Source organism: Dermacoccus abyssi, assembly GCF_003515945.1.
Lineage (GTDB): Bacteria > Actinomycetota > Actinomycetes > Actinomycetales > Dermatophilaceae > Dermacoccus > Dermacoccus abyssi.
This window is the reverse complement of the sequence record NZ_QWLM01000001.1, coordinates 197,103-212,104: the sequence shown is the minus strand read 5'-3', so window position 1 is coordinate 212,104 and position 15,002 is coordinate 197,103. Positions and strand designations below refer to the sequence as shown.

Annotated in this window: 25 protein-coding genes and 2 pseudogenes; all 27 read left to right on the top strand. The window is 65.6% G+C overall.

Features of this window, described 5'->3' with window-relative positions:
• Nucleotides 1-9: 9 nt before the first annotated feature.
• The gene (rpsS, locus tag D1832_RS01090) at nucleotides 10-291 is read left to right on the top strand and encodes a 30S ribosomal protein S19 (protein ID WP_047310389.1); all 282 of its coding nucleotides are present in this window, start codon (nucleotides 10-12) and stop codon (nucleotides 289-291) included.
• A gap of 47 nt (nucleotides 292-338) precedes the next feature.
• A complete protein-coding gene (rplV, locus tag D1832_RS01085) occupies nucleotides 339-707 on the top strand; it encodes a 50S ribosomal protein L22 (RefSeq protein ID WP_047310388.1) in 369 nt (122 codons plus the stop codon).
• Complete coding sequence (rpsC, locus tag D1832_RS01080; protein WP_118912235.1) at nucleotides 707-1,537, top strand: 30S ribosomal protein S3; 831 nt, start codon at nucleotides 707-709, stop codon at nucleotides 1,535-1,537. The genes rplV and rpsC overlap by 1 nt, the downstream gene beginning before the upstream one ends.
• A complete protein-coding gene (gene rplP / locus D1832_RS01075) occupies nucleotides 1,537-1,956 on the top strand; it encodes a 50S ribosomal protein L16 (protein WP_047310386.1) in 420 nt (139 codons plus the stop codon). The genes rpsC and rplP overlap by 1 nt, the downstream gene beginning before the upstream one ends.
• Nucleotides 1,956-2,192 carry a 50S ribosomal protein L29 gene (gene rpmC, locus D1832_RS01070; RefSeq protein ID WP_118912234.1) on the top strand — a complete coding sequence of 79 codons (237 nt, stop codon included), beginning with the start codon at nucleotides 1,956-1,958 and terminating at the stop codon, nucleotides 2,190-2,192. The genes rplP and rpmC overlap by 1 nt, the downstream gene beginning before the upstream one ends.
• Nucleotides 2,193-2,194: 2 nt before the next feature.
• Nucleotides 2,195-2,485, top strand: coding sequence for a 30S ribosomal protein S17 (rpsQ, locus tag D1832_RS01065; protein ID WP_047310384.1), 291 nt, complete (start codon nucleotides 2,195-2,197; stop codon nucleotides 2,483-2,485).
• 191 nt (nucleotides 2,486-2,676) lie between these two features.
• Nucleotides 2,677-3,045 (top strand): 50S ribosomal protein L14, encoded by a 369-nt coding sequence (gene rplN, locus D1832_RS01060; RefSeq protein ID WP_006946197.1) that lies wholly within the window; start codon nucleotides 2,677-2,679, stop codon nucleotides 3,043-3,045.
• A gap of 3 nt (nucleotides 3,046-3,048) precedes the next feature.
• Nucleotides 3,049-3,411 (top strand): 50S ribosomal protein L24, encoded by a 363-nt coding sequence (gene rplX / locus D1832_RS01055; protein ID WP_047310383.1) that lies wholly within the window; start codon nucleotides 3,049-3,051, stop codon nucleotides 3,409-3,411.
• Entirely contained in the window at nucleotides 3,411-3,974 is a 564-nt protein-coding gene (gene rplE, locus D1832_RS01050) for a 50S ribosomal protein L5 (protein ID WP_047310382.1), read from the top strand. Before rplX ends, rplE begins: the two co-directional genes overlap by 1 nt.
• Before the next feature lie 2 nt (nucleotides 3,975-3,976).
• The gene (locus D1832_RS01045; protein WP_047310381.1) at nucleotides 3,977-4,162 is read left to right on the top strand and encodes a type Z 30S ribosomal protein S14; all 186 of its coding nucleotides are present in this window, start codon (nucleotides 3,977-3,979) and stop codon (nucleotides 4,160-4,162) included.
• A gap of 85 nt (nucleotides 4,163-4,247) precedes the next feature.
• The gene (rpsH, locus tag D1832_RS01040; protein ID WP_047310380.1) at nucleotides 4,248-4,646 is read left to right on the top strand and encodes a 30S ribosomal protein S8; all 399 of its coding nucleotides are present in this window, start codon (nucleotides 4,248-4,250) and stop codon (nucleotides 4,644-4,646) included.
• 23 nt (nucleotides 4,647-4,669) lie between these two features.
• A complete protein-coding gene (rplF, locus tag D1832_RS01035) occupies nucleotides 4,670-5,209 on the top strand; it encodes a 50S ribosomal protein L6 (RefSeq protein ID WP_118912233.1) in 540 nt (179 codons plus the stop codon).
• A gap of 3 nt (nucleotides 5,210-5,212) precedes the next feature.
• Complete coding sequence (rplR, locus tag D1832_RS01030; protein ID WP_047310378.1) at nucleotides 5,213-5,587, top strand: 50S ribosomal protein L18; 375 nt, start codon at nucleotides 5,213-5,215, stop codon at nucleotides 5,585-5,587.
• A 37-nt stretch (nucleotides 5,588-5,624) separates the two neighbouring features.
• On the top strand, nucleotides 5,625-6,272 hold the full coding sequence (gene rpsE / locus D1832_RS01025; protein ID WP_047310377.1) for a 30S ribosomal protein S5: 648 nt from the start codon (nucleotides 5,625-5,627) through the stop codon (nucleotides 6,270-6,272).
• Nucleotides 6,272-6,454, top strand: coding sequence for a 50S ribosomal protein L30 (rpmD, locus tag D1832_RS01020; protein ID WP_047310376.1), 183 nt, complete (start codon nucleotides 6,272-6,274; stop codon nucleotides 6,452-6,454). The genes rpsE and rpmD overlap by 1 nt, the downstream gene beginning before the upstream one ends.
• 2 nt (nucleotides 6,455-6,456) lie before the next feature.
• Nucleotides 6,457-6,927, top strand: a complete 471-nt coding sequence (rplO, locus tag D1832_RS01015; protein WP_047310375.1) for a 50S ribosomal protein L15 — start codon at nucleotides 6,457-6,459, stop codon at nucleotides 6,925-6,927.
• A 218-nt stretch (nucleotides 6,928-7,145) separates the two neighbouring features.
• Nucleotides 7,146-8,459: a preprotein translocase subunit SecY gene (secY, locus tag D1832_RS01010; protein WP_118912232.1), complete on the top strand. Its 1,314-nt coding sequence runs from the start codon at nucleotides 7,146-7,148 to the stop codon at nucleotides 8,457-8,459.
• Nucleotides 8,459-9,036 (top strand): annotated as a pseudogene (locus D1832_RS01005) (adenylate kinase). Before secY ends, D1832_RS01005 begins: the two are co-directional and overlap by 1 nt.
• The gene (locus D1832_RS01000; RefSeq protein ID WP_118912231.1) at nucleotides 9,036-9,953 is read left to right on the top strand and encodes a type I methionyl aminopeptidase; all 918 of its coding nucleotides are present in this window, start codon (nucleotides 9,036-9,038) and stop codon (nucleotides 9,951-9,953) included. Before D1832_RS01005 ends, D1832_RS01000 begins: the two are co-directional and overlap by 1 nt.
• A gap of 191 nt (nucleotides 9,954-10,144) precedes the next feature.
• Nucleotides 10,145-10,366 carry a translation initiation factor IF-1 gene (gene infA, locus D1832_RS00995; protein ID WP_006946284.1) on the top strand — a complete coding sequence of 74 codons (222 nt, stop codon included), beginning with the start codon at nucleotides 10,145-10,147 and terminating at the stop codon, nucleotides 10,364-10,366.
• An 89-nt stretch (nucleotides 10,367-10,455) separates the two neighbouring features.
• Nucleotides 10,456-10,569: a 50S ribosomal protein L36 gene (rpmJ, locus tag D1832_RS00990; protein ID WP_007928044.1), complete on the top strand. Its 114-nt coding sequence runs from the start codon at nucleotides 10,456-10,458 to the stop codon at nucleotides 10,567-10,569.
• Nucleotides 10,570-10,849: 280 nt separating this feature from the next.
• Complete coding sequence (rpsM, locus tag D1832_RS00985) at nucleotides 10,850-11,224, top strand: 30S ribosomal protein S13 (protein WP_047310371.1); 375 nt, start codon at nucleotides 10,850-10,852, stop codon at nucleotides 11,222-11,224.
• A gap of 65 nt (nucleotides 11,225-11,289) precedes the next feature.
• Nucleotides 11,290-11,697, top strand: coding sequence for a 30S ribosomal protein S11 (rpsK, locus tag D1832_RS00980; protein ID WP_047310370.1), 408 nt, complete (start codon nucleotides 11,290-11,292; stop codon nucleotides 11,695-11,697).
• 49 nt (nucleotides 11,698-11,746) lie between these two features.
• Nucleotides 11,747-12,352 (top strand): annotated as a pseudogene (gene rpsD, locus D1832_RS00975) (30S ribosomal protein S4); the annotation flags it as partial.
• Nucleotides 12,353-12,507: 155 nt separating this feature from the next.
• Nucleotides 12,508-13,527, top strand: a complete 1,020-nt coding sequence (locus D1832_RS00970; protein WP_047310368.1) for a DNA-directed RNA polymerase subunit alpha — start codon at nucleotides 12,508-12,510, stop codon at nucleotides 13,525-13,527.
• Between the two features lie 60 nt (nucleotides 13,528-13,587).
• Nucleotides 13,588-14,058 (top strand): 50S ribosomal protein L17, encoded by a 471-nt coding sequence (rplQ, locus tag D1832_RS00965; RefSeq protein WP_047310367.1) that lies wholly within the window; start codon nucleotides 13,588-13,590, stop codon nucleotides 14,056-14,058.
• A gap of 105 nt (nucleotides 14,059-14,163) precedes the next feature.
• Nucleotides 14,164-15,000 carry a tRNA pseudouridine(38-40) synthase TruA gene (gene truA / locus D1832_RS00960; RefSeq protein ID WP_118912229.1) on the top strand — a complete coding sequence of 279 codons (837 nt, stop codon included), beginning with the start codon at nucleotides 14,164-14,166 and terminating at the stop codon, nucleotides 14,998-15,000.
• Nucleotides 15,001-15,002: the final 2 nt, after the last annotated feature.

Genomic DNA, 15,002 nt, shown 5'->3' with positions numbered 1-15,002 from the left:
CCTTTCGAAATGCCTCGTAGCCTCAAGAAGGGCCCCTTCGTCGACGATCACCTCGCGAAGAAGGTCGAAGCCCAGAACGCCGCCGGCACGCAGAACGTCATCAAGACGTGGTCGCGCCGCTCGATGATCACCCCGGACATGCTCGGCCACACCCTGGCCGTGCACGACGGCCGCAAGCACGTCCCGGTCTTCGTGACCGAGAGCATGGTCGGCCACAAGCTGGGTGAGTTCGCTCCTACTCGTACCTTCAAGGGTCACGAGAAGGACGACAAGAAGGGTCGCCGTCGCTGACGCGGCGGGGGTACTCCACCATGACTGACGAAAGTAAAGGGACAGCGATGGAAGCCAAGGCGCAGGCGCGGCACGTCCGCGTAACGCCGATGAAGGCCCGCCGCGTCGTGGACATGATCCGTGGCAAGCAGGCCGCTGACGCGATCGCGCTGCTGCAGTTCGCTCCGCAGGCGGCCAGCGAGCCGGTTCTCAAGACGCTCAACAGCGCCATTGCGAACGCACGATTCACGGCGGACAAGAACTCCGTGGCCTTCGACGAGAACGCGCTGGTCGTCAAGACCGCGTTCGTCGACGAGGGTCCGACCATGAAGCGATTCCGTCCGCGCGCTCAGGGTCGCGCAAGCCGCATCCTCAAGCGCACGAGCCACATCACGATCGTTGTGGGCGAGCGCGACTCGAAGGGAGGTAACCGCTGATGGGTCAGAAGATCAACCCGAACGGTTTCCGCCTCGGTATCACCACCGAGCACAAGAGCCGCTGGTTCGCCGACTCGACCAAGCCGGGTCAGCGCTACAGCGACTACGTCAAGGAAGACGTCGCGATCCGCAAGCTCCTCTCGGAGGGCATGGAGCGCGCCGGCATCGCCCGCGTCGACATCGAGCGCACGCGTGACCGCGTTCGCGTCGACATCCACACCGCTCGCCCGGGCATCGTCATCGGTCGCCGCGGCGCCGAGGCCGACCGCCTGCGCGGTCGCCTGGAGAAGCTCACGGGCAAGCAGGTCCAGCTGAACATCCTCGAGGTCAAGAACCCCGAGGCCGACGCTCAGCTCGTCGCCCAGGGCATCGCCGAGCAGCTCTCGGCCCGCGTGTCCTTCCGACGCGCGATGCGCAAGGGCATCCAGTCCGCACAGCGCGCCGGCGCCAAGGGCATCCGTGTCCAGTGCTCCGGCCGTCTGGGCGGCGCAGAGATGAGCCGTTCGGAGTTCTACCGCGAGGGTCGTGTGCCGCTGCACACGCTGCGCGCGAACATCGATTACGGCTTCTTCGAGGCCAAGACGACGTTCGGTCGCATCGGCGTCAAGGTCTGGATCTACAAGGGTGACCTGACGGCCAAGGAGCTCGCTCGCGAGCAGGCCGCCGCCCCGCAGCGTCCGCAGCGCGGTCGTCGTGGCGACGGTCCCCGCGGTGAGCGTGGAGAGCGCGGTCGCGGTCGCGGCCAGCGTTCGGAGCAGACCGCACAGGCGAACGACGTGGCCACCGAGGCCACCGAGTCCGCCCCGAAGACCGAGGGAGCTGAAGCCTGATGCTTATTCCCCGTCGTGTGAAGCACCGCAAGCAGCACCACCCGAAGCGTACGGGTATGGCCAAGGGCGGCACCGAGGTGACGTTCGGCGACTACGGCATCCAGGCTCTCGAGCCGGCCTACGTCACCAACCGTCAGATCGAGTCCGCTCGTATCGCCATGACGCGCTACATGAAGCGTGGCGGAAAGGTGTGGATCAACATCTACCCGGACCGTCCGCTCACGAAGAAGCCGGCCGAAACCCGCATGGGTTCCGGTAAGGGTTCGCCGGAGTGGTGGGTTGCCAACGTCAAGCCGGGCCGCGTCATGTTCGAGGTCAACGGTGTGTCCGAAGAAGTTGCTCGTGAGGCCATGCGCCTGGCGATGCACAAGTTGCCGATGAAGTGCCGCTTCGTCGCGCGTGAAGGTGGTGACATCTGATGGCCAAGGGTTCGGAGGACCTGCAGCCGCAGGCACTGCGCGAGATGACGGACGAGGTGCTGGCTTCGAAGCTCGCAGAGGCGAAGAAGGAACTCTTCAACCTGCGCTTCCAGTCGGCTACCGGCCAGCTCGAGAGCTCGGCACGTCTGCGTTCCGTCCGCACGGACATCGCGCGTATCTACACGGAGATGCGTGAGCGCGAGCTCAACATCGGCCGTGACGAGAAGGTTGGCTGAAGATGAACGACAAGCAGGAGACCGCCGTGAGCGAGAGCGCCGAGCGTAACTACCGCAAGACGCGCCAGGGCTACGTCGTCAGCGACAAGATGGACAAGACGGTCGTCGTCGAGGTCGAGGACCGCGTCAAGCACGCGCTCTACGGCAAGGTCATGCGCCGTAGCAGCAAGGTCAAGGCCCACGACGAGCAGAACAGCGCCGGTATCGGCGACCGCGTGCTCATCATGGAGACCCGCCCGCTGTCGGCAACCAAGCGCTGGCGCATCGTCGAGATCCTCGAGCGCGCCAAGTAAGCCGGATGGCACAGCCGGAGCCGGGGCAGTTCTGAGCCACGCACACCACGGGGGACGAGCCTGCTCGTCCCCCGTGGGAGGGCGCAGATTACCCCGGTTTTTGGCTGTGCGGACCGGTATGAGACCATTAAACGTTCCGCAAGGCTCGCTCAGGTAGGGCGAGAACCAGTGAGACGACAGGAGTAGAAACTGTGATTCAGCAGGAGTCGCGACTTCGTGTCGCCGACAACACCGGTGCCAAGGAGATCCTGTGCATCCGCGTGCTCGGTGGCTCTGGCCGTCGGTACGCCGGCATCGGTGACACCATCGTGGCCACCGTCAAGGACGCCATCCCCGGTGGCAACGTCAAGAAGGGTGACGTCGTCAAGGCCGTCATCGTTCGCACCAAGAAGGAACGCCGTCGTGCAGACGGTTCCTACATTCGCTTCGACGAGAACGCGGCCGTCATCCTCAAGGGCGACGGCGACCCGCGTGGTACGCGCATCTTCGGCCCGGTCGGGCGCGAGCTGCGCGACAAGAAGTTCATGAAGATCATTTCGCTTGCCCCGGAGGTGCTCTGAACCATGGCGGCCAAGATGAAGATCAAGAAGAACGACCTCGTCCAGGTCATCAGCGGCCGTTCCGAGAAGAACGGTGGCGACAAGGGCAAGCAGGGCAAGGTCATTGCCGTGTTCCCGGAGACGCAGCGAGTCCTCGTCGAGGGCATCAACCGCGTCACGAAGCACGTCAAGGCCGGTCAGCCCGGTGCCGGCACCGGCGGCCTCACGGTCGTCGAGGCGCCGATCCACGTCTCGAACGTGGCCCTGGTCGACCCTGAGACGAACAAGCCCACCCGTGTGCGCACCCGCGTCGAGCAGGTCGAGCGCGACGGCAAGACCAAGAACGTGCGTACCCGCGTGGCCGTGCGTTCCGGTAAGGACCTGTGATGTCTGAGACCACCAAGACCACCCCGCGTCTCAAGACGCGCTACGCCGACGAGATCAAGGGCCAGCTGCAGGGCGAGTTCAACTTCGCCAACGCGATGCAGGTTCCGGGTGTCGTCAAGGTCGTCGTCAACATGGGTGTCGGCGACGCCGCGAAGGACAGCAAGCTGATCGAGGGCGCCATCCGCGACCTCGAGGCGATCACCGGTCAGAAGCCGGCCGTCACCAAGGCGCGCAAGTCCATCGCTCAGTTCAAGCTGCGCGAGGGTATGCCCATCGGTGCGCACGTCACGCTGCGTGGCGACCGCATGTGGGAGTTCCTCGACCGTCTGGTCTCGGTTGCGCTCCCGCGTATCCGTGACTTCCGCGGCCTGTCGCCGAAGCAGTTCGACGGCAACGGCAACTACACGTTCGGTCTGAACGAGCAGTCGATGTTCCACGAGATCGACCAGGACAAGATCGACCGCGTGCGCGGCATGGACATCACCGTTGTGACCACGGCCGCCAACGACGACGAAGGCCGCGCCCTGCTGCGCGCCCTCGGATTCCCGTTCAAGGAGAAGTGACGATGGCGAAGACCGCACTGATCAACAAGGCGAACAAGAAGCCGAAGTTCGGCGTCCGTGCCTACACGCGCTGCCAGCGCTGTGGCCGTCCGCACTCGGTTTACCGCAAGTTCGGCCTCTGCCGTATCTGCCTGCGGGAAATGGCGCACGCCGGCGAGCTGCCCGGCGTCACCAAGTCCAGCTGGTAAGAACTCACAACTCCCACAATTCTCTCTACACCGTAGGTCGACCAGGACTGGTTGAAACCCCGGTGAGGAAGGGCGGAGAAGCCCAATGACCATGACCGACCCGATCGCGGACATGTTGACGCGAGTCCGGAACGCCAACTCGGCGCACCACGACTCGACGTCCATGCCGTTTTCGAAGCTGAAGTCCCACATCGCTGAGATTCTCGAGCGCGAGGGTTACATCGCCGGCTGGACCGTCGAGGACGCCCGCGTCGGCAAGACACTCACGATCAACCTGAAGTACGGCCCGAACCGTGAGCGCGCCATCGCCGGCGTGCGTCGCGTGTCGAAGCCCGGTCTTCGCGTGTACGCCAAGTCCACGAACCTCCCGCGGGTTCTCGGTGGCCTGGGTGTTGCCATCATTTCCACGTCGTCCGGCCTCCTGACCGACAAGCAGGCAGCCGCGAAGGGTGTGGGCGGGGAAGTCCTCGCCTACGTCTGGTAATCAGGAATTAGGAGGAGAAACAGATGTCACGTATTGGACGTCTCCCGGTTCCTGTCCCGTCCGGTGTCGAGGTGACCATCGACGGCCAGGACGTCACGGTGAAGGGCCCCAAGGGCACCCTCGACCTGACGGTTCCCGCGCCGATCACCGTCGCCAAGGGCGAGGACGGTTCCGTCGAGGTGACGCGTCCGAACGACGAGCGCGACTCGCGCTCGCGTCACGGCCTCACGCGTAGCCTCATCAACAACATGGTCGTCGGTGTCACCGACGGCTACACCAAGAAGCTCGAGATCCACGGCACGGGTTACCGCGTCACGGCCAAGGGCAGCGACCTGGAGTTCGCTCTGGGTTACTCGCACCCGATTCTCGTCAAGGCGCCCGAGGGCATCACCTTCGCCGTCGAGAACCCCACGCGCTTCTCGGTCTCCGGTATCGACAAGCAGCTCGTCGGCGAGATCTCGGCCAACATTCGCAAGCTGCGCAAGCCCGACCCGTACAAGGCGAAGGGTGTCCGCTACGAAGGCGAGCACATCCGCCGCAAGGTCGGAAAGGCTGGTAAGTAAGCCATGGCAAAGATCGTCAAGCGTTCTGCGTCCAAGTCCGCAGCTCGTGGCCGTCGCCACCTGCGTCTGCGCAAGAAGGTCACGGGTACGGCTGTCCGTCCCCGTCTGGTCGTCTCGCGTTCCAGCCGTCACGTCTTCGTCCAGGTCGTCGACGACACCGTCGGTAAGACGGTTGCGTCCGCTTCCACCATGGAAGCCGACCTGCGCACCTTCGACGGTGACAAGTCCGCCAAGGCCCGCAAGGTCGGTGAGCTCGTCGCCGAGCGCGCGAAGGCTGCCGGCATCGAGGCCGTCGTCTTCGACCGTGGTGGTAACCGGTACGCCGGTCGCGTCGCCGCGATCGCTGACGGTGCCCGCGAGGGTGGCCTGAGCCTGTGATGACCAACAAGAACAACGCCGAGAAGAGGAATGTCTGATGGCTGGACCCCAGCGTCGAGGCGCCGGTACCGCTCAGACGGGCGGCGAGCGCGACAACAACCAGCGTGACAACCGTCGTGACGGCGGTCGTCGTGACGGCGGCCGTGGCCGCGGTCGCGAGGAAGAGCGCAACCAGTACGTCGAGAACGTCGTCACCATCAACCGTGTCGCCAAGGTCGTGAAGGGTGGTCGTCGCTTCAGCTTCACCGCCCTCGTGGTCGTCGGTGACGGTGACGGCACCGTGGGTGTCGGATACGGCAAGGCCAAGGAAGTTCCGGCCGCCATCGCCAAGGGTGTCGAGGAGGCGAAGAAGAACTTCTTCCGCGTCCCGCGCATCCAGGGCACCATCCCGCACCCCGTCCAGGGTGAGGACGCCGCAGGCGTCGTCCTGCTGAAGCCGGCTTCGCCGGGTACCGGTGTCATCGCCGGTGGTCCGGTTCGCGCCGTGCTCGAGTGCGCAGGTATCCACGACGTCCTGTCGAAGTCCCTGGGTTCGTCGAACTCGATCAACATCGTCCACGCGACGGTCGCGGCCCTCAAGGGTCTCGAGCGTCCGGAGGCTGTCGCCGCCCGCCGTGGTCTGCCGCTCGACGCGGTTGCCCCGGCAGCGATGCAGCACGCGATGTCGGCAGGAGCTGATGCGTGATGGCTAAGCTCCAGGTGACCCAGATCCGTTCCGAGATCGGTGGCAAGCCGCAGCACCGCGAGACCCTGCGTTCGCTGGGCCTCAAGCGCATCGGCCACACGGTCGTCAAGGAGGACCGCCCCGAGTTCCGTGGCATGGTCCGCGCGGTCGCGCACCTCGTGACCGTCGAGGAGGTTGACTGACAATGGCTGACACCAAGGCAGCTACGGGCGGTTCGACCCTGAAGATCCACAACCTGCGTCCCGCCCCGGGAGCCAAGACCGCGAAGACCCGTGTCGGTCGCGGTGAGGGCTCGAAGGGTAAGACCGCAGGCCGTGGTACCAAGGGTACGAAGGCTCGTTACCAGGTTCCCGCCCGCTTCGAGGGTGGCCAGACGCCGCTGCACATGCGTCTGCCCAAGCTCCGCGGCTTCAAGAACCCGTTCAAGGTCGAGTACCAGGTTGTGAACCTGGACAAGATCTCGGCTCTCTTCCCGAACGGTGGCGACGTCGACGTCGCTGCGCTCGTCGAGAAGGGTGCGGTCCGCAAGGGCCAGCCGGTCAAGGTGCTCGGCACCGGTGACATCACCGTCAAGGTGAACGTCACGGCCCAGAAGTTCTCGGCTTCGGCCAAGGAGAAGATCGAGGCCGCCGGCGGTTCCGTCACCGCTGAGTGACGCACTGTTCGACCGATGAACCCCGGTCCGGGGGAGTCACGATGTGACCGCCCGGGCCGGGGTTCTTCGCATCACGGGGGAACGGACAGGTATCGTTCATCCGTTGATGCTTGCGCCCGGCGTACCCGCGCCCGAGTCGCGAACTCACCTGACGGCCTTTTGGCCCGACGGATCGATCCAAAAACCTGCCACGTAAGCGCGTGGCGCAGGAGGTTGTAGTGCTCACCAGTTTTGGACGCGCCTTCCGGACGCCCGAACTGCGGAACAAGATCCTGTTCACGCTGGCCATCATGGCGCTGTTCCGGCTCGGGTCGCACATTCCGACGCCCGGCATCAGCTTCGACCTGGTGAAGAAGTGCCAGGAGGCGGCTACCGGATCGGGCAGCCTCCTCGGCCTGGCCAACCTGTTCTCCGGTGGCGCGCTGCTCCAGCTGTCGATCTTCGCGCTCGGCATCATGCCGTACATCACCGCGAGCATCATCGTTCAGTTGCTCACCGTGGTCATTCCCCGCTTCGAGCAGTTGAAGAAGGAAGGCCAGAGCGGCCAGGCCAAGATGACGCAGTACACGCGTTATCTGACGATCGCTCTCGCTCTGTTGCAGAGCTCGACGCTCATCACGGCGGCCCGCAACCCGTCCTCGATCCTGGGTGGCTCGCCGGCGACGTGTTCGACGATCATGCCGGACGACTCGATCCCGACGATCCTCATCATGATCATCACGCTCACGGCGGCCACGGGCCTCATCATGTGGCTCGGTGAGCAGGTCACGGAGCGTGGAATCGGCAACGGAATGTCGCTGCTCATCCTCACCGCTGTCGCCGCCAGCGTGCCGCAGAGCATCTGGGCGATCCGCGATCAGGGTTGGGGCAAGTTCCTCATCGTCGTCGTCATGGGTTTGGCCATCACCACGGCCGTCGTCTTCGTCGAGAACAGCCAGCGTCGCATCCCGGTGCAGTACGCCAAGCGCATGATCGGTCGCCGTTCCTACGGCGGGACGACGACGTACATCCCGCTCAAGGTCAACATGGCCAACGTCATCCCGATCATCTTCGCGACGTCGTTGCTCTCGTTGCCCATGCTCGTCGCGCAGTTCCAGGGATCTTCGACCAACCCGCCGAAGTGGGTGGAGATCATCAACACCTACTTCGCGCGAGGCGACCACCCGCTGTACATGGCCGTGTACACGGTGCTCATCGTGTTCTTCACGTTCTTCTACGTCTCGATCACGTACCAGCCCGACGAGGTTGCCGACAACCTCAAACAGGCCGGCAGCTTCATCCCGGGCGTGCGCGCCGGATCCTCGACGGCGAAGTATCTCAGCTACGTGCTGAACCGCATCACGACGGTGGGTGCCATCTACATCGCGGTGCTTGCGCTCATTCCGCTCATCGCCCTCGCGCTCGTCAACGCGAACCAGAACTTCCCGTTCGGTGGCGCGTCGATCCTCATCCTCGTCGGTGTGGGTCTCGAGACCGTCAAGCAGGTCGACTCCAAGCTCCAGCAGCACAACTACGAAGGGTTCCTCCGATAATGCGACTCATCATTCTCGGCCCTCCCGGGGCCGGCAAGGGAACTCAGGCCGAGCGACTCGCGGCCGGACGCGGTATCCCGCACATCTCGACCGGTGACATCTTCCGGGCGAACATCAAGAACGAGACCGAGCTCGTCTCAAGGTGAAGGACATCCTCGCCTCGGGCGGTTACGTCACGGACGAGATCACCAACGAGATCGTCAAGAACCGTCTGGCCGAGGACGACGCGAAGGCCGGCTTCCTCCTCGACGGTTACCCCCGCACGGCGAACCAGGTGGACGCTCTCGACGCCATGCTCGCGGAGAAAGGTGAGGCGCTCGACGCCGTCCTCGAGCTCACGGTCGACGCGGAGGAAGTCGTGCAGCGACTCGTCAAGCGCGCCGAGACCTCGGGTCGTAGCGATGACACCGAAGAAGTGATTCGCGAGCGCCAGGAGCTGTACGTGCGTGAGACTGCACCGCTCGCGGAGGCGTACACGCAACGCGGGATGCTCGTGCAGATCGACGGCATGGGTTCCATGGACGAGGTCGAGGCTCGCATCAACGCCGCGCTCGATCAGGTTTCCTCGGCACGCTGATGTTCGGACGCACTCGCCTTCCCCTGAAGTCGAGCGACGACATCCGCGCGATGCGCCGGGCCGGTCTCGTGACCGGCTCGGCGCTTCGTGCGTCCGCGCTCGCCGCCCGTCCCGGCATGACGACGCAGGACGTCGACGCCGTCGCCCACGACCACATGCGTGAGCGTGGCGCCACGCCCTCCTTCCTCGGCTACCACGGCTTCCCGGCCACCTTGTGCATCTCGGTCAACGACGAGGTTGTTCACGGCATCCCCGGGCCCCGGGTCCTGAGCGAGGGCGACGTCGTCTCCCTCGACTGCGGTGCGATCGTCGACGGCTGGCACGGCGACTCCGCGCTGACGTTCGTCGTCGGCGCGAGCGACGACAACCCGGCCGGCGCCGCACGGGTGGCGGCTCGTCACGCGGGGGAGGACCTCCACCTCGACGAAGCAGGGCTGATCGCGGCCGCCGGGGGCGATGCCGTGCGTTCCCTCGTCCTCGCGGCCGAAGGTTCGATGTGGGCCGGCATTCGAGCCCTTGCCGCCGGCAAGCGCCTCAACGACGTCGGCTCCCAGGTCGAAGCCGCCCTGCGCACGGGGTACGCCGAACTGGCCGACTTCGAGATCGTCGACGGGTACACGGGCCACGGCGTCGGGCGCGAGTTGCACCAGGAGCCGACGGTCTACAACGAGGCAGTCTCGGAGCGGCTGCCGAAGGTCGAGACCGGCCTAGTTGTCGCCGTCGAGCCGATGGTGACGCTCGGAACGTACGAGACCCACGAACTCGACGACGGCTGGACGGTCAAGACCGACGACGGCTCGCTCGCCGCCCACTTCGAGCACACGGTCGCCGTCACCGAGCGCGGCCTGTGGGTTCTCACCGCGCACGACGGCGGGCGCAGCGCGCTCGGCGACCTCTACGGAGGGCTCGACGACTGAGGTGTCCGTGCGCCTTCGCAGGCGTGTGCCTCGGCGCCCGCCGTCCCCGATTTGGGGATGGCGGACGCTGATCGTAGACTGGTGAACGGTCTGTTTGTCACACCCTGCCCGAACCTGGGTCAAGGCGTGTCGCGGACCTGCACGAGATCACACCCAACCGGGGTGGGATCGCTCAGCGAAATGCGGAGGACATGGCCAAGAAGGACGGTGTCATCGAGATCGAGGGCACGATCGTCGAGGCTCTCCCGAACGCAATGTTCCGGGTCGAGTTGACGAACGGTCACAAGGTGCTCGCTCACATCTCGGGCAAGATGCGTCAGCACTACATCCGAATCCTCCCTGAGGACCGGGTCGTGGTGGAGCTCTCGCCGTACGACCTGACCCGCGGCCGTATCGTTTTCCGTTACCGCTGATTCAACCCAGTCCTTGGCCGGCGCGCTGCTCCCTCGCGGATGCAGCGCGGCTCGCGTGTCAGGGGCGCGATCGACAAGACAGCAGGCAGATGAAGGTTCAGCCGAGCGTCAAGAAGATCTGCGACAAGTGCAAGGTGATTCGCCGTAACGGGCGCGTCATGGTGATCTGCGACAACCTGCGCCACAAGCAGCGCCAGGGCTGATCATCCCCTAGAGCATCTTGCTCGCAGCGTCTTCCACAGGACGCAGCAAAAACAACTGCAGCACCCGGCCCCACTGGGCTCTGACGAGACCCGCACGCGGATCGTCGTCGAGATCTCATCAGAGCGATGGAAACAGCGATCTGTTCACGAGACACGCCAGTGGACGTCACCCCCGGCGCGGAGGCCGGGGACCCGCGGACCCGCCGACATCGGCAACGGGGTTCACGCCATAGCGGGACCGGTGTTGCTCCAGACCTCCGCTCATGATTCAGGAGAACTCATGGCACGTCTCATCGGTGTCGACCTGCCGCGCGAGAAGCGCGTCGAGGTTGGCCTCACTTACATCTTCGGCGTCGGACGCACCCGCGCTCAGGAGACGCTGGCAGCAACCGGCGTCAACCCGGACACCCGTGTCCGCGACCTCACCGAGGAAGATCTCGTCAAGTTGCGTGACCACCTCGAGGCCAGCTTCCGCCTCGAAGGTGACCTGCGCCGTGAAATCGCCGCCGACATCCGCCGCAAGGTCGAGATCGGTAGCTACGAGGGTCTGCGCCACCGCCGTGGCCTGCCCGTGCACGGTCAGCGCACCAAGACGAACGCTCGTACCCGCAAGGGTCCGAAGCGCACCGTGGCCGGCAAGAAGAAGGCCAAGTAAGTCACTCAGCTCACGCTGAGCACGACTACTTCCTCTAACGAGCGTCGAAACAGGAGATTCGAACTATGCCTCCCAAGAGCCGTACGGCCGCGGGCGCCAAGAAGGTGCGCCGCAAGGAGAAGAAGAACGTTGCTGCGGGCCAGGCCCACATCAAGAGCACGTTCAACAACACCATCGTTTCCATCACGGACCCCACCGGTGCCGTGATTTCGTGGGCGTCCGCGGGCCAGGTTGGCTTCAAGGGCTCCCGCAAGTCGACCCCCTACGCAGCGCAGATGGCCGCCGAGGCCGCCGCGCGTCGTGCCATGGACCACGGCATGCGCAAGGTCGACGTCTTCGTCAAGGGCCCGGGTTCCGGTCGTGAGACCGCCATCCGCTCGCTCACCGCAACCGGCCTCGAGGTCGGCGCGATCAGCGATGTCACGCCCACGCCGCACAACGGCGTCCGCCCGCCCAAGCGTCGTCGCGTCTGATCACCAGATCCGCACGACCTTCCTGACGAACTAGGAGACAACCCACCATGCCCGTTACACCGGCCCGATCACCAAGAAGTCGCGTCGACTCAAGACCGACCTCGTCGGTGGCGACAAGAACTTCGAGATGCGCCCCTTCCCGCCCGGACAGCACGGCCGCGGCCGCGTCCAGGAGAAGGAGTACCTCCACCAGCTGCAGGAGAAGCAGAAGGCTCGCTTCACCTACGGCGTCATGGAGAAGCAGTTCATCCGTTACTACAAGGAGGCCGCGCGCCGTCCTGGTAAGACCGGTGAGAACCTGCTCGTCATCCTCGAGTCCCGCCTCGACAACGTCATCTACCGCGCAGGCCTTGCCCGCACCCGTCGTGCCGCTCGTCAGCTCGTGACGCACGGTCACTTCGAGGTCAACGGCAAGCGCGTCGACGTTCCGTCCTACCGCGTGGAGCAGTACGACATCATCACGGTCCGTGAGAAGTCGCGCGAGGCTTTCCCGATCCAGCTCGCTCGCGAGACGTTCGGCGAGCGTCCGGTTCCGGCGTGGCTGCACGTCGTGCCCGGCACGCTGCAGGTGCTCATCCACCAGCTGCCGACCCGTGAGCAGATCGACAGCCAGCTCACCGAGCAGCTCATCGTCGAGCTCTACTCGAAGAACTGATCCTTCTTCACGTCGGACGGCGGCAGGCCGCACCCAGTGCGCCCGCCGCCGTCCACCGGCCGGTTCGAGAGACAGAGCTCGTTCCGGCGCAGGACTCGATTCCTGCTCGTTCACCCGGCGTCAAATAGCGGTCGCCGTAGGAAAGGACATCGACAGTGCTCATCGCACAGCGCCCCACCCTGTCGGAGGAAGTTGTCTCCGAGAGCCGTTCGCGGTTCGTCATCGAGCCCCTGGAGCCGGGCTTCGGCTACACGCTCGGCAACTCCCTGCGTCGCACCCTGCTCTCGAGCATCCCCGGTGCCGCCGTCACCAGCCTTCGCATCGACGGTGTGCAGCACGAGTTCTCGACGATCCCGGGCGTCAAGGAAGACGTCACCGAGGTCATCCTCAACATCAAGGGTCTGGTCGTCTCCTCGGAGCACGACGAGCCCGTGGTGATGTACCTGCGCAAGCAGGGCCCCGGAGTGGTCACCGCCGCTGACATCGCGCCCCCGGCCGGTGTCGAGGTGCACAACCCGGACCTCGAGATCGCCACGCTCAACGACAAGGGCAACATCGAGATGGAGCTGACGGTCGAGCGCGGCCGCGGTTACGTCTCGGCAGCGCTGAACAAGTCGGCGGAGCAGGAGATCGGCCGCATCCCGGTCGACTCCATCTACTCGCCCGTGCTGGCCGTGACCTACAAGGTCGAGGCCACGCGAGTCGAGCAGCGCACCGACTTCGACAAGCTCATCGTCGACGTCGAGACGAAGAACTCGATGGCTCCGCGTGACGCCATGGCTTCGGCCGGTTCGACGCTCGTCGAGCTGTTCGGTCTGGCCCGTGAGCTCAACGTCGAGGCCGAGGGCATCGACATGGGCCCGTCGCCGACCGACGCCGCGCTCGCCGCGGACCTGGCTCTGCCGATCGAGGACCTCGACCTCACCGTCCGCTCCTACAACTGCCTCAAGCGCGAGGGCATCCACACCGTGGGTGAACTCGTGTCCCGCAGCGAGGCTGACCTGCTCGACATTCGTAACTTCGGTTCGAAGTCGATCCACGAGGTCGCCGACAAGCTCCGTGACATGGGCCTCCAGCTGAAGGACAGCCCGCCCGGGTTCGACGCCAGCGTCATCGCCGACCGCTACGACGAGGACGCCGACGGCGCGGACCTCGCCGAGGACGAGCAGTACTGAGCAGCTTTTCGGATCGCTCCGAGCCCACTCGGAGCGGACCGGTAGACCAAGGAGAAACACATGCCTACCCCCACGAAGGGTGCCCGCCTCGGCGGTAGCCCGGCGCACCAGCGGCTGATCCTGGCCAACATGGCCACGCAGCTGTTCGCCCACGACCGCATCACGACGACGGAAGCCAAGGCCAAGCGCCTGCGTCCGTACGCCGAGCGTCTCGTGTCGTTCGCCAAGCGCGGTGACCTCGCCTCGCGTCGTCGCGTCATGCGTTCGATCGGCGACAAGGGCGTTGTCCACCGCCTCTTCACGGAGATCGCGCCCGACATGGCCGAGCGTCCGGGCGGTTACACGCGCATCACCAAGATCGCTCCCCGTAAGGGCGACAACGCCCCCATGGTCGTCATCGAGCTCGTGCGTGAGGCCTACTCCGCCAAGCAGTCGACGGTCAAGGAGGCCGAGGCTGCCACGCAGCGTGCGGCCAAGGACGAGCAGGCCGCTCCGGCCGCGACTGAGGCTCAGAAGGTCGACGAGGCCTGAGCGTCACGCTCGTGATTCCCGCCTTGCGGTGATCATCTCGGACGGAGCCCACCCTTCCTCTTCGGAGGTCGGGTGGGCTCCGTCGTTGTCGGTAGGCTTTCGCCCATGCGCTTTCGGATCGACTTCGCCTACGACGGCACCGAGTTCAGCGGGTGGGCGGCGCAGCCGGGGCGCAGGACGGTCGAGGGTGAACTGACCTCGGCCCTCGAGACGGTGTGCCGCGTCGACGGCCTCAAGCTCACCGTGGCCGGCCGGACGGATGCCGGTGTCCACGGCCGTGGGGGCGTCTGCCACGTCGACCTCGACCAGGTGGTGGCTGAGCGTCTTCCGGGACGCAGCGATCGCACGCCCGCCGAGGCGCTCGTCACCCGCCTCAACGGAGTTCTCGCGCGTGACGTCGTCGTGCGACGCGTGGCGAACGTCTCCGAAGACTTCGACGCGCGCTTCTCGGCGACACAGCGGCGGTATTCGTATCGCATCCTCGATCGGCCGGAGCAGCTCGACCCGTTGCGCCGCCACGACACGGTCGTCGTGAAGCGGGGCCTTGACGTCGAGGCCATGAACGAGGCAGCCGCACGACTCGTCGGGCTGAACGACTTCGCGGCGTTCTGCAAGAAGCGCGAGGGAGCCACGACGATTCGCACTCTCCTGCACTACGGCTGGAGCCGGGACGACGAGGGTGTCGTCGTCGGGCGGATCGAGGCCGATGCCTTCTGCCACTCGATGGTGCGGGCCCTCGTCGGCGCGGTGGTGCCTGTGGGGGAGGGGCGCAGGGATGTCGGCTGGCCACGCGAGGTGATGACATCCGGCCGTCGTGACCCGGGCGTCGTCGTCATGCCGGCGCACGGCTTGTGCCTCGAGGAGGTCTCGTACCCGCCGGCCGAGGAGTGGGCAGCGCGCGCGGAGGCGTCGCGTGTCATGCGCGAGCTGCCGCACGCCTGAGC

Coding starts and splice junctions, on each gene's coding strand:
- rpsM (WP_047310371.1), top strand. CDS start 10,850: ATGGCACGTCTCATCGGTGTCGACCTGCCGCGCGAGAAGCGCGTCGAG.
- rpsH (WP_047310380.1), top strand. CDS start 4,248: ATGACCATGACCGACCCGATCGCGGACATGTTGACGCGAGTCCGGAAC.
- rplR (WP_047310378.1), top strand. CDS start 5,213: ATGGCAAAGATCGTCAAGCGTTCTGCGTCCAAGTCCGCAGCTCGTGGC.
- rpsC (WP_118912235.1), top strand. CDS start 707: ATGGGTCAGAAGATCAACCCGAACGGTTTCCGCCTCGGTATCACCACC.
- rplF (WP_118912233.1), top strand. CDS start 4,670: ATGTCACGTATTGGACGTCTCCCGGTTCCTGTCCCGTCCGGTGTCGAG.
- rpsQ (WP_047310384.1), top strand. CDS start 2,195: ATGAACGACAAGCAGGAGACCGCCGTGAGCGAGAGCGCCGAGCGTAAC.
- truA (WP_118912229.1), top strand. CDS start 14,164: ATGCGCTTTCGGATCGACTTCGCCTACGACGGCACCGAGTTCAGCGGG.
- infA (WP_006946284.1), top strand. CDS start 10,145: ATGGCCAAGAAGGACGGTGTCATCGAGATCGAGGGCACGATCGTCGAG.
- rpsS (WP_047310389.1), top strand. CDS start 10: ATGCCTCGTAGCCTCAAGAAGGGCCCCTTCGTCGACGATCACCTCGCG.
- rplO (WP_047310375.1), top strand. CDS start 6,457: ATGGCTGACACCAAGGCAGCTACGGGCGGTTCGACCCTGAAGATCCAC.
- rpsE (WP_047310377.1), top strand. CDS start 5,625: ATGGCTGGACCCCAGCGTCGAGGCGCCGGTACCGCTCAGACGGGCGGC.
- D1832_RS01000 (WP_118912231.1), top strand. CDS start 9,036: ATGTTCGGACGCACTCGCCTTCCCCTGAAGTCGAGCGACGACATCCGC.
- rplP (WP_047310386.1), top strand. CDS start 1,537: ATGCTTATTCCCCGTCGTGTGAAGCACCGCAAGCAGCACCACCCGAAG.
- rplQ (WP_047310367.1), top strand. CDS start 13,588: ATGCCTACCCCCACGAAGGGTGCCCGCCTCGGCGGTAGCCCGGCGCAC.
- rplV (WP_047310388.1), top strand. CDS start 339: ATGGAAGCCAAGGCGCAGGCGCGGCACGTCCGCGTAACGCCGATGAAG.
- rplX (WP_047310383.1), top strand. CDS start 3,049: ATGGCGGCCAAGATGAAGATCAAGAAGAACGACCTCGTCCAGGTCATC.
- rpsK (WP_047310370.1), top strand. CDS start 11,290: ATGCCTCCCAAGAGCCGTACGGCCGCGGGCGCCAAGAAGGTGCGCCGC.
- D1832_RS01045 (WP_047310381.1), top strand. CDS start 3,977: ATGGCGAAGACCGCACTGATCAACAAGGCGAACAAGAAGCCGAAGTTC.
- rpmC (WP_118912234.1), top strand. CDS start 1,956: ATGGCCAAGGGTTCGGAGGACCTGCAGCCGCAGGCACTGCGCGAGATG.
- rpmD (WP_047310376.1), top strand. CDS start 6,272: ATGGCTAAGCTCCAGGTGACCCAGATCCGTTCCGAGATCGGTGGCAAG.
- rplE (WP_047310382.1), top strand. CDS start 3,411: ATGTCTGAGACCACCAAGACCACCCCGCGTCTCAAGACGCGCTACGCC.
- rpmJ (WP_007928044.1), top strand. CDS start 10,456: ATGAAGGTTCAGCCGAGCGTCAAGAAGATCTGCGACAAGTGCAAGGTG.